This window comes from Flavobacterium sp. FlaQc-49, from assembly GCF_044005985.1.
Classification (GTDB): Bacteria; Bacteroidota; Bacteroidia; order Flavobacteriales; family Flavobacteriaceae; genus Flavobacterium; species Flavobacterium cupriresistens.
Map to the genome: position 1 here is coordinate 442,519 of NZ_JBIPCS010000003.1, position 11,706 is coordinate 454,224.

The 11,706-nt window shown below is 33.9% G+C and carries 13 protein-coding genes; 6 read left to right on the forward strand and 7 right to left on the reverse strand.

Features of this window, described 5'->3' with window-relative positions:
• Window positions 1-120: 120 nt before the first annotated feature.
• Window positions 121-993, reverse strand: coding sequence for a DUF2272 domain-containing protein (locus tag ACHRV3_RS08340; RefSeq protein WP_395433928.1), 873 nt, complete (start codon window positions 991-993; stop codon window positions 121-123).
• 557 nt (window positions 994-1,550) lie between these two features.
• On the opposite strand from ACHRV3_RS08340, the gene ACHRV3_RS08345 reads away from it, so the two are divergent.
• The 5 genes from ACHRV3_RS08345 (at window position 1,551) to ACHRV3_RS08365 (ending at window position 5,677) form a co-directional block, all read left to right on the forward strand.
• Complete coding sequence (locus ACHRV3_RS08345) at window positions 1,551-1,991, forward strand: hypothetical protein (protein WP_395433929.1); 441 nt, start codon at window positions 1,551-1,553, stop codon at window positions 1,989-1,991.
• A 162-nt stretch (window positions 1,992-2,153) separates the two neighbouring features.
• Window positions 2,154-2,612 carry a hypothetical protein gene (locus ACHRV3_RS08350; protein ID WP_395433930.1) on the forward strand — a complete coding sequence of 153 codons (459 nt, stop codon included), beginning with the start codon at window positions 2,154-2,156 and terminating at the stop codon, window positions 2,610-2,612.
• A 120-nt stretch (window positions 2,613-2,732) separates the two neighbouring features.
• Window positions 2,733-3,326 (forward strand): hypothetical protein, encoded by a 594-nt coding sequence (locus ACHRV3_RS08355; RefSeq protein WP_395433931.1) that lies wholly within the window; start codon window positions 2,733-2,735, stop codon window positions 3,324-3,326.
• A gap of 174 nt (window positions 3,327-3,500) precedes the next feature.
• Window positions 3,501-4,409 (forward strand): LytR/AlgR family response regulator transcription factor, encoded by a 909-nt coding sequence (locus ACHRV3_RS08360; protein WP_395433932.1) that lies wholly within the window; start codon window positions 3,501-3,503, stop codon window positions 4,407-4,409.
• Window positions 4,410-4,534: 125 nt separating this feature from the next.
• Window positions 4,535-5,677, forward strand: coding sequence for an acyltransferase (locus ACHRV3_RS08365; RefSeq protein WP_395433933.1), 1,143 nt, complete (start codon window positions 4,535-4,537; stop codon window positions 5,675-5,677).
• 205 nt (window positions 5,678-5,882) lie between these two features.
• Here the strand turns inward: ACHRV3_RS08365 and ACHRV3_RS08370 are convergent, their stop codons facing one another.
• Complete coding sequence (locus tag ACHRV3_RS08370) at window positions 5,883-6,347, reverse strand: DUF962 domain-containing protein (protein ID WP_230004626.1); 465 nt, start codon at window positions 6,345-6,347, stop codon at window positions 5,883-5,885.
• Window positions 6,348-6,564: 217 nt separating this feature from the next.
• On the opposite strand from ACHRV3_RS08370, the gene ACHRV3_RS08375 reads away from it, so the two are divergent.
• Entirely contained in the window at window positions 6,565-7,110 is a 546-nt protein-coding gene (locus tag ACHRV3_RS08375; protein ID WP_230004627.1) for a DUF4494 domain-containing protein, read from the forward strand.
• 237 nt (window positions 7,111-7,347) lie between these two features.
• Here ACHRV3_RS08375 and ACHRV3_RS08380 read toward each other — a convergent pair whose 3' ends face one another.
• The 5 genes from ACHRV3_RS08380 to ACHRV3_RS08400 all read right to left on the reverse strand — a co-directional run bounded on the left by ACHRV3_RS08380 (window position 7,348) and on the right by ACHRV3_RS08400 (window position 11,696).
• Window positions 7,348-8,601 carry a TMEM143 family protein gene (locus tag ACHRV3_RS08380; protein WP_047778399.1) on the reverse strand — a complete coding sequence of 418 codons (1,254 nt, stop codon included), beginning with the start codon at window positions 8,599-8,601 and terminating at the stop codon, window positions 7,348-7,350.
• A gap of 149 nt (window positions 8,602-8,750) precedes the next feature.
• Complete coding sequence (locus ACHRV3_RS08385) at window positions 8,751-9,431, reverse strand: hypothetical protein (RefSeq protein ID WP_047778400.1); 681 nt, start codon at window positions 9,429-9,431, stop codon at window positions 8,751-8,753.
• 119 nt (window positions 9,432-9,550) lie between these two features.
• The gene (locus ACHRV3_RS08390; protein WP_395433934.1) at window positions 9,551-9,895 is read right to left on the reverse strand and encodes an SH3 domain-containing protein; all 345 of its coding nucleotides are present in this window, start codon (window positions 9,893-9,895) and stop codon (window positions 9,551-9,553) included.
• 98 nt (window positions 9,896-9,993) lie between these two features.
• Entirely contained in the window at window positions 9,994-11,286 is a 1,293-nt protein-coding gene (locus tag ACHRV3_RS08395; protein ID WP_395433935.1) for a hypothetical protein, read from the reverse strand.
• A 2-nt stretch (window positions 11,287-11,288) separates the two neighbouring features.
• On the reverse strand, window positions 11,289-11,696 hold the full coding sequence (locus ACHRV3_RS08400; RefSeq protein ID WP_047778403.1) for a hypothetical protein: 408 nt from the start codon (window positions 11,694-11,696) through the stop codon (window positions 11,289-11,291).
• Between the last annotated feature and the right edge of the window lie 10 nt (window positions 11,697-11,706).

The following is an 11,706-nucleotide window of genomic DNA, read 5'->3' on the forward strand; positions in this document are numbered from 1 at the left end:
TTTTAAGGTGTTTTTTTGTTTTTTAACTTTCAAACCTGTCTATGTCGATCATTAGTACCAACAAATGACGGAGAGTATCTGCTACTGGTTTTTTGCTGTTTCATCATGTATAGAGTTACCTTAGGATACTTCGATGGGAACCAAATATTGTTTGGATGTCCAGCCGGTTATTTCTCCAAATTTTATTTTTGCCCATTCTTGATTCGGCGAGGTTTCAATATAATTTACCGTATCACCTTTAAATAAAAGACCTATTTTGTTATTGTCTAATCTTTCAGGTGTTTTTCGTATTCTTACATTGTCACCTGTGACTAAATAGTTTTTTGCGCTTGCAGGAGGAATGATGTCTATTGTGTTAGTGTCAGCAATTTTATTTTTTAGAATAACAAACCAGGGTTTAGAGGTGTCTATTAAGAATCCATTGTTGTCTATCTGAACATGTTTTACGCTTACAGAGTTTTCTACATTACCACCAATTACTTTTAGTATATTTCCTGTTTTTTCTACTACAAGATCACAATGCGAAGGGTAGTCGCTGTCGTTGCTGTCGTAATTGATACGCCCAACAGAATCTTCCCTTACATAACAGATAAGGTCTCCAGTCTCTGGTTTGTAATCGGTAAGACGATAACCCCAAAAGCCATATGTTCCATTGTTATTTTGTTTGGCTGTTATTGCTTTTCGTATATAAACAGAATGTTGTGCACTGTAAAGAAAATGGTTTTCGGCTCCGGCTATTTTCATAATATAAGAAATAAAGGCTGCAGACCATGGCTGGTCGTCATTTCTACCATCAAGATTTTTATTAACACCGGTTTTCCAATATTTACCAACTCTTTGATAATAACCGTTTTCCGTTTCACGATGTCCAATTTCTTTAAAAACAGGTCGAGGATTACCGTGATTGTCTTTCTCGTATCTGAGAATTTCTTGCATTCCGAAGAATTCCCATTCTTCTTTTGCGATGCGGATAAGTTTTTCTTTAAAAGACATACTGTTCTAATTTAGAAGTTATTAAAAAAATTGCAGCTAACTAGTTGATGGAGGTATATTCTCTTAAATGGCCGAAGTAGTTTGTAGTTATCTGAAATTGTGTAGTGTAAAGCAAGTTACGAAATTGTCGACCTGCTTACAAGGAGTGTTTATACCTGTTCTTTAAAGGAATATTATTGCAATAGTTTTGCAACTTCTTTTGTCTGATTAGTGTAGCTGTAACTGGTTTGTTTTGCAGTAGAAAGAGGATCTTTTGCTTAAAAACCGCTGGTGAGTTTGCTTTTTAGTGATTTGAAAAATAAAAAACTTCTTACAATTGGTTTGAATGTATAAAATGTATACTTTCGTTTTTTTTTTAAGAAAAAACTGTAATACGCTATCCTGTTTATTTTAAAAAATTGTACTTAATACTGCAGGGTTTCAAAATCAGGTAATTAGGATAAAACAATTAAAAGATTTTATGAATAATCGTAGCGGTAACAGTTTAAGTAATTTATTAACTTAATTAACCACGGGACTAACTAAATCCAATTCTACCCAGCAAAATGCGAAATGAAATGAAAAAAATAGTAGCACTAACATTGGTTTTGTTTTTTTGTGGAGGATATTTTTATTACTACATGAAAAGTGATAAAAAGATACTTAAAGATTTTGCAAATCAAATAGTAGACAAATCAACGTCTATCGATAGTATTATAGAAAATTCAGTAAAATATACTGGAAAAGGAAAACAAACCAGTCTCCTTGTTTTGGATGCAATAAGACAAGGATATAAAAAAGAAGGGGAGCAAATAATCGTTTATTCCGCAGATGAATATCAAAACAAGAAGTATAACAACGATATAAAACTTAAGGATAGGGAGAGGTTGTATTATATTAGATTTAATGAAGAAACAATACTGCCTTTTATTGTTAACGACGAATCTAAAATTATTGTTCTGTTAGTTTTGACTAAAGGCGAGGGAGGCATACTATCGGAATCCAGATCTGATAATTAATGTTTTAAAAGTTAAAATTTTATAGGTGTGGATAAATGTTCTAAAGTTGCAGAATAAATTTAGTTGTATTGAGCAACCATTTGTTCTGTCTTCCTGACAGTGTGGAGTAACAGAAAAACACAACAAAGGGAAATGCATCACAAAAAAAAGGAGGATGTTAAAATGAAAATAAATAAAACTATAGTATTGATCATAATCTTATTGCAAACAACTGTTGCAATATGTCAAAACAAAACAGATAAAAAATTATTTGTAACCAGTTTTGTAAAAGCTGTTTTTTTCGAAAAAGAAAAAGCGAAGTCAATTGCGGAAACTTATATCTATTTTGAACCAATTGATAATCCGAAGTATTCTGTCGAAGACAGAGTAAAAATTCTTGGTAAACATTTAAAAAAAATAAAAAAGGAAAAAGGATCATTATTAAATCCGACAGATTTTTCCGTGATATCGTACAATGACTATAAAAGCGACAAAGCTTTTTTTTCAAAAGAAACGGACAAGATTTTTATTTTAGTTAGTAATAAAAATGAACCTATAATGTATTTTATTTTGAAAAACGGCAGGATATTTTCTTTTGATTATATTACTAAAGGTGATGAGTCTCTGTTTATAACTTATTAAATGTAATTGTTTTTTATTAGCTTATTTAGGTAAAATAACCGAAATCAAATACACTTTAAAAATCAGCATTTCAATATTTTGTATGTTGCTTTTTATGTATAACTTAATATGCCTTAACAAATGAAAAGAATATTCACGATTATGCACTTCTTAGTTATCTCTTTTTCGTTTAGTCAAAATAATATAAAGCCTAAAAGTTATGAGATATCAATTTGTGGAAAACCCCAAACAGTTTTTCTGGAAGAGTACGAGAATCAGGTTTTCATAGGTTATATTGAGACTATATTAACTAAAACAGACGAATTCTCTTGTGAAAATATAGAAGAAAAAATAATAAATAAAAACTACTTGTCTTCTCAAACAGTTAAGGAATTAATTACTGAGCTAGGAGCAGGGGGAATTGACTCTCTAATAAATTGCAATGAAGATGAAGATTGTAGAAATCAAGCTTTTCTCGATGGAGATTCTGTATATTTTACAATAACAGATCAGTATTCAAATAAAAGGCTAGGTTACCAATCTATTTTCGCTGAATCCGAATCCTTTGAACATGAAAAAACGGAGTTAAGAAGAAAAGTTCAGGTTTTACTAACAATAATTGATAAAAAATTAAATTTAAAAAATCAATTTCAAACTTTCGTTAAAAGCTTGGAAAAAGCAATGTATTGCTATTGGTCAGGCACAACGGAATGTTGTATTGACAAGCAAAAATGAAAGTTCATTAATGCTTTACTTAACTTGGCTAATAATATCAACTCATAATTGTACTTGACTTTTCTTTCCATAAAAAATGCCCCAAATAGTGTCTAACTTTTTGGGGGCAGTGCAATTAGAATGCTGCTTTTTTATTTCATATATTCGCTAAGCAGTCAAAAGTACTATACAGTTATGCGATTCTACATCAACAATGAACATTTGCAACAACAGATTGAGTATCCGTCCAGATATGAGACAGCGAATTTGTTTAAGAGCACTATTGTTGTTTTTAGTACCCTTTTGCTGTTTCTTTTGTTGTTTACCCCTTTTGGAGTGTATGAGCCGGAGCACAAAATGAACTATTTTTTTATCTGTGCCTTGCATGCCTTTTCACCTGCGCTGCTTTTTTATTTGTACTTCTCCACTTTGAATTATTTTAGAAGAAAAAAACAGCTGTTAGCTAATTGGAGTTTGCTTAGGGAATATCTGCACATGAGTCTTTTTTTAATTTTGGCGGGTATAGCGAGTTTTTTAATGCGTGATTTGATTTACAACAATGCCTATAATTGGTCGCTACGCTATTTATGGGAAGAAATTCGAAATTGTTTTGTCGCGGGAATCTTCTTTTATTTTTTTCTCAGAGTCGTTAGTTTCTATTTTCAGACCAAGCAAGGTTCACCATTTGTGCTCCAATTTCAACCACTCAAAAGTGAAGAAGGCGAAAAAGTTGTTTCCTCTCCGCTTTTTATTACGACACAGGTAAAACAGGATGATTTTAGTTTAAATATAGACGATTTATTGTTTGTAAAAGCAGATGGGAATTATATCGAATTAACAAAATCAGCCAAAAACAAAATCGAAACAGAGTTGAAAAGGATTTCCCTTAGTCAATTCGAAACGCAAATTTCAGCTTATCCACATTTCTTTAGATGCCATAGAACGTATTTAATAAACATGTTCAAGGTTGAAAAAGTCACCGGAAATTCGCAGGGATATCTATTATCATTTATAGGCACCGAAGAAAAAATCCCCGTTTCCAGAAAACAGTTAGACAATTTTAATAACTGTTATCAACAGCTCAGAAAGCCAAATATAGCTTAAGGTTGTTGCTCGTCACAAAAGCTTGTTGCTGATAACATGGCATGTATAGAAGCCTTTATCTTGTTGTACGTTTGCCTTAGTCAACCGATTGTCGGTTGTGTAAAGTAATTTTAGAACAAGTCATCATGTCATTAGAAATCCCGAAATCCGGTCAGTCAGATCAATTAGTATATATTGACAATATTAAAACCATATTGACGATATTAGTTATTCTTCATCATACCGTTATTGCCTACGGAGGACCGGGTGGCTGGTATTGGGTGCAGAAAACAAGCTGTTTTGGAGCACTCATCCCAATGACAATGTTTGTGAGCATAAATCAGTCCTTTTTCATGGGCTTTTTCTTTTTGTTGGCGGCTTATTTTACCGGTTCGTCTTATTCTAAAAAAGGAGCCTTCCATTTTATCATGGATCGTTTGGTCAGATTAGGGATTCCGTTGTTGTTTTACTCCTTTGTACTTTCTCCATTATTAAGTTATTTGGTTTATTATTTTGCAAAAGGACAACATATAACCATTTTTCAATATCTGTCAGGATACGACAGTTGGATTGATTTTGGAGTAATGTGGTTCGTTGCTGCATTGCTATTATTTAGTTTGATTTATGTATTTCTGCAAAGCATCTTTAAAATCGATTTTAAGAAATCAGTACCGGTACCGGGAGCATTTCAAATTGTAGTATTTGCAGTTGCATTGGGAATAATCAGTTTTATCGTGAGAATTGTATTTCCGGTCGGATGGGTGCTGGAGCCTGTTGGTTTTCAATTAGGTCATTTCACACAATATATTGCTTTGTTTAGCATGGGAATTATTGCAGCCAGAAACAATTGGTTTGCACAACTTTCGGACTTGACTCAAAGGCGACTGATGAAATCAATTGTATTAGCTTTACTGTTTTTTCCTGTATTTTTTCTTATCCGCGCAAAAGTAAACATGCCCATATCATGGTACTCAGGCGGATTTCATTGGCAGTCGTTGTTATATGCCATTTGGGAGCAATGGATCGGAATTTCTATACTGACGGTATTTTTGATCAAAGGAAGAACAAAATGGAACACCGGATCGGCAGTACTACGTAAATTGGCACGACTTAATTTTGTTGTATACATTTTTCACCCGCTCGTAATTGTAGGTTTGACGCTGGCTATAAGAAATTGGGAGGTTGATCCTGCCTTAAAATTACTTTTAGTAGCTCCAATAGTTCTTGGAGCAAGTTACGGCCTCGGAGGACTTATTTTACGAATCCCCGGTGTGAAGAAGGTACTTTGATTGTCGTTTTTAGAACTGTCTTGGTTTTTAGTCGCAGTTTTCAGTCACAGTTTTCAGTCACAGTTTTCAGTCACAGTTTTCAGTCACAGTTTTCAGTCACAGTTTTTAGTCTCAGTTTTCAGTCACAGTTTACAGTTTACATTTTTACAGTTATACTTCCCGGTTTCAGCCTGCGACTGAAAACTGCGACTGCGACTAAAAAAAACTACTTCTTAGAAAACAAATTCTCCACCACCCACGCAGGGCCAATCATTAAAAACTGAAGATCTTTGAGAAAAGAAGGCTTTTTACCTTCGATATTGTGTCCGTAGAATTGTCCGACCCAGGCGATTGCAAACACGCCTATGGAGAACAACCATAGCGGTAAAACTTGTCCGATATAATAATTTACGATCAGACAAAGCGCTGAAAGAATAGCAATTTTAAACGCCATTGCAACCGATAGCCGAATATAGAAGAGCAGTACAAAAATCAATACGACAACCGCCCAATTTTCTACAATAGGAGCATTGAGTTGTAGGGTACTGGCAATAAAACCGCTTGGAATACTCATTAATAAACCCACAATCGAAAAGTAGATTGCCGGAACACAGACGTAATGGATCGCTTTGTTTTTTGGATTTTGATGACTTACGGCATATTCTTCAAACCATTGCTCTAATGTTCTCATACTTTTGAATTTAGGTATATAACAAATCTATTAAATAATATTTGTTTTTTTATAATTTAAAATAGGAATAATGAGTTCTAAGTGTCTCAAAAATAATAATCTGCAAAACGTAAAAAAGTAATTTGAAGGCCATTGGAAATTGTGAATATCTATTTTTTAAATTGTCGATTTTTATGCCCTTTAAAATCTATCTTTGGCATCCTTAAAAACAGAAGAAATGAGCGCAATTTGGTACGAATGCAAAGTAAAATATAGAAAAACCGATGAGACCGGAGGACAAAAAGTTACTTCAGAACCTTATTTGGTAGATGCGGTATCTTATACAGAAGCAGAAAGCAGAATCAATGAAGAAATGGCTGCTTACGTTAGTGAAGAATTTAAAATCACGAATATAAAAGTGGCAAATTTTGCCGAGATACACCCATTTGAAAACGCCGATCGTTGGTTCAAATCAAAAGTTACCCTAATGGCTTATGATGAAGAAAGCGGTAAAGAGAGAAAAACCAATATGTATCTTTTGGTACAGGCCAATGATGTAAAAGAAGCTTACGATAATACGATAACGGTAATGAAAAACACGATGGGAGATTATACGATTCCTGCGATTTCAGAATCTCCGATTATGGACGTTTTCCCGTACTTCAGTGGTGAAGAAGGAGAATTAGCGCAATTGGAAAGATTCAATACCTTAAAAGCTTCAAAACCTGCATTGGTTGCCGTTGGTGACATGGGAGAGACTGTAGATGACCTTATGGAGGTTTAAAATCAAGAACTTTCAAAATTATACAATTAAAAAGAGAACAATTTTGTTCTCTTTTTTTTGTTTCAAGTCTTTGTGTGTAATTATTTTTAACACATAGAGACATAGCTTTCGAAACTCAAAAACAGGCATTTCACTTATTTAAAAAACAGAAAGTCTGCATCTATGTAAAAAAACGATTTTCTTTTTATAGTCTTTTAAAAAAATAGAATCTATGTGTCTATGTGTTTAAAAAAAAAATTAGGTGCAATTCAATCCTGAGGTTGTTTCCTGATTATATTCAAAAACACTATCCCATAATTTATCAATTTTTACAAGTGCATTATCGAGTCCGATAACTTCCCATTTGCCGTTGGTTTCTATACCAAGACCAATATTTTGTAATTTTTCTAAAGCATCTTTTACATCAAAATCCAGGTCAGTGTGGAGTTCTGTCAGAAACCAGGATTCAATTTGAGCATCGAGTTCATCTTCGGTAAGCGGAGTAGGGCTTCTGTATAAAAAAGCATAGGCCAATATCGTTTCTTTAAGCACTTCTTCTTCCGAAGAGTTTAAGAGTGAGTAAAAAGCACCACTGTTGTTTCCGAGATTCTTAAAGTAAAGACTGTCGGATAACATTTTTCCGTATTTGATTTTTTTATTGATAAAGTTGCTGTACTGACGGAACAAGTAAGCACACAATATTCCCAGTGCAATTAATCCCTGATTTAAGGAAGCTTTACTGTTTAGCAAATCTATTGTTTCGCCCGATTGATACGCAGCGTACATACCAATCAATGCCGGAATTACCGTTGTGCTCAGTAAAGAAATACCACCTCCGATTCCCGGTACCCAAAAGAATAATTTATCCCGGGTTGACATTCTCGGAATCGCGTTTGGAAATATCGTTTCGAGATCGTTTTTAGGAACACGCTTAAAGATTTTTAACCCGATAGAACCCGGGTCAACAGGCATTTTTCCTAGCTTGACTTTTTTCTCTTTCAGATAATCGGCTTCGTTGTAATTCAGATAAACCATCACGCGATCGTAGTATTCTACTTCTATTTCCTTTTTCCAGAAAACAAATTTAGATACTTTTTCTGTCGCTTTATGATGGCCGCGAACATACAATTCGTAGTCTTTAAAAGCATTAAAATCGATAGAAAGATTTAAACCAATTAAGTCAGATTCTTTAAAGGCTCTGTCTAAAGTTTCCTGATCTATACGAGTGTAATTGCCGTGGGCTAAAACCTTATGAAGCGTTTCTTTAAAAATCAAAAAATCACTTTTACCAACAAAAGCTTCACGCTCTTTCGGACTCAAATCGGGGTCGAATAAAGCGTAGTTCTGTTTTAGATTGCGGTTTAGGTTAAAGGCTTCGTAATGATAGTAATGTTCAACAATGTCAAACAATTTTTTAAAAGCATCACTTTTTTGTGGGTCTTCAGCAAAAACACTTATTTGTTGCTCGAGTAAGAATTCCTTGTTGAAAGGAATATAATGTTCTCGTGTCATATTCGATTTGGAACTTTAATTTTTGGTGGGGCTTCTTTTTTTAAGTGGCAAAGAGGCAAAGGTACAAAGGTTTGGACTGTTTTGATTGTGGAATTTTGGGGTCAAAATTCCATTTCTCAGAAGAATGAGAAGACTACGGAAAATTAGAATTACAAATTTGCGTTATCCGGTTTTTCTAAGTGTTTGGAAATAGCGTCTGTATTAATGATTCTGAAACGTCCCGGGTATTTTCCCCAGATGTGTTTTTTATTGCCATAGTAGTCCATATATTCTTCGCAAACAAAAACAGCATGTGCTGTAGACCATGCTACTACACCACAATATTCATTTCCTGTTAATCGTTTTAACGGCAGTACTTGTTTGTCTTTTTCGAATCCTAAATATTTATAAATAGTTGGCGTATATACTTCACCATCTTCCAAATCCTCTAATGCTTTGTCAAAAGTTGATTCTCTGTCAATAATTTGTTTGTATTTTGCCATTACAGCATAGGCCAATACGGCGTAGTCTTTTATTTTGGTGTTTTCTTCATTCTCTTTAATAAACACAAAACCGGCAGAAAAGCTTGCTTTATCAAGTTCCTCGTTTTTTAAAGTAAAAGAAGCATTGTTTTTTAATGTTATTTTATACCCGTTATCGTTTACTTTTTCAGTTACAAAAAGATTGTCCAGCCCATAAACATTTAAAGAAGCTTTAATAAAAGCAATCGAGGAACAGTTGGTACGTTCACCCTGTTTAAAGCTGTCGAATATTTGATCGGAATTCAATTGTGCGTAAGAATTTGAACAAAGAAGCATTAAGAATAAAAATGTTGAGGTGATGGCTTTCATTGTCTTTAGATTTTAAAATTGCTTCCTAAGCAATTTTGATAATCTTGCAAAGCTAAAAAATTCAACCAATAGTTGTTGTTTTTACGACGTAACTTTTTCTCAAAAAATGAACAATTATCCTATTCGATAATTTCGTCAGGAATCCATCCTTCTGTATTGGTTTTTACATTTCTGGACCATGTCCACCCATTTAAAGATTTGATTTTTTCGATGTCATCCCCTTTTTCAACATCTAATTCTTTGGCGGAATAATATTCTAAAACTTTACCGGTTCTTTTATCGCTCGAAATTTCAAGTATTTGCAGCGGTATCCAGCCTTTATTGGTTTTGCTTTCTGCCCAGATCCAACCCTTCCATTTTTCTTCTTTTTCCTCTTCTCCAAGATGTACAATTTCGGCTACATGCAAAACAATAGGATCTTTATATTGGGTTTTATATGTTTCGAGAATCTTAAAAGTTTCCATGGGAGTACCGGTTTAATTTTAATTGTCTAAGTTTTTCAAAAATACCAATATTTTTTATGTAGGATTCGACTATTGAAGTTTTATGTTCTGAAATTAATTTATCTGCTGTTACCAAATCCAAATACAAGGCCTAAGGCAGCTATCAGGTTACCGTCTTTAGAAGTCGTTCCGTCATAATTGCGTCCAAAAGAGAATGTTAATTTCTGATTCTTTAAAATGGCATAATCGGCATTTGCCATAAGCCTCCAGGAAGAGTTAGTGGTGTTTTTAGACAAGGCACTTCGGTAAATGGCCTCTATACTGCAATTAAATTTAGATTGTGATTTTCCTATAATGTACCTGACTCCGGTATCAATAGTAGAGACATTGTTCATTTCGTTTACCTGATTGTCTAAGGCAAAGATTTTATCCGGATTATATAAATATCGTACTAAGCCTAATAGGGAACCCGATTTTTCCCAAGTATAACCAAAAGTGGTCCATATTCCCGAATTGTAAACTTTTGAATTGTTGAAGTTTTTATTTCTGAATTCGGCACTGATACCGCCCGCAATATCCCACGTAAAATTGACTCTGGCCAGCTGGAATTGACTTGCCAGTTGCTTTATCTTGGTATTGATTCTTTCAAATTTGTTTAAATCGCTATCACCATTCTTTGTTTTTGAACTTATATTGTCATCCAATAAAATTTGTATTTTCAAGGAGATGATGGAGTCTAATTTATCTGCTTTTTTATATAATAATTCAACAAGCTTGGTATTGTCGTCTGATGTATCATTAGTATCAATTCCTATAAAAATAGCTTTTCGTACTTTTTTCAGACTATCAATTTCGAGCGGAAGGTTTTCATACACCTCCATTTGATTATCTTTCATCAATTTTAACTTTTCCTGCTGCAATAAAGCAATTGCTGTTAATTGATTTTTAGTTTTGCTGTCATACTCACCTCTGTAAATAGAAAACCGGAAACCAAAAGCAGCATAGGTGCTTGCAGGGTCAAAATTATTCGATATGGAGTCTGTATTTTTAACAGCAAAAGAGAGGACTAAAGTCTGCTTTACTACTTTTTCGCCAGAGGAATTACTCAGGCCTTTGGTACTGATATCACCCGGATTGTCTTTTTTAAACAACCAAAACGGAGCAATATCGATAGCATAATTGGAGGGCAATTGCGAAAAGGAATTTGTTGCTGTTTGCAAGGAGGTCATAAAAGCAGAGACATCCGTTGGTTTGTCGATGTCGCTTTGCGAAAAACCTAATAGGTTGGAAGCGGGAGAAATTGGAGCTTTTAATAAATCAAATTCCTCACTATTATCTTTTTCCTGGGCTATAAGTACGAGGTTTGTAAAGAGAAAGAAAACTAAAATAAATCGGGTAGCTATTTTTTTCATAATCACAACTTTGTAGAGTCAGTAAAATCAATATAACAATAGTAATCTGCAGATTCTCCTTCTTTGTCGACCATTTTGTATAGGGGATAGGTTCTGGTTATGAAACCGCCGGATAATTTTACAGTTAATGAAGTTATATTGGTTTCTTTAGAGGTATCGGTTATGACAGCTTGTATTTTAAGATTTTTTCCATGCAGTAATTTATTTTCCTTAATGGCTGTTTTAGGCAAATTACCGCTATGGGCCGTTTCAGAGGGATTGCTATTAGGGTCAGGAACAATGACTTCATCGTTTAGCGATACAATCAAAGAAGAGGTCTGACCCTGATCACCAATTACTATTTCTACTGAAACCATTCGATTGGAATCATTAATTAAATAAAGGGTGTCTAATGTAGTTTTGGTTATCATAGCGGTGGCA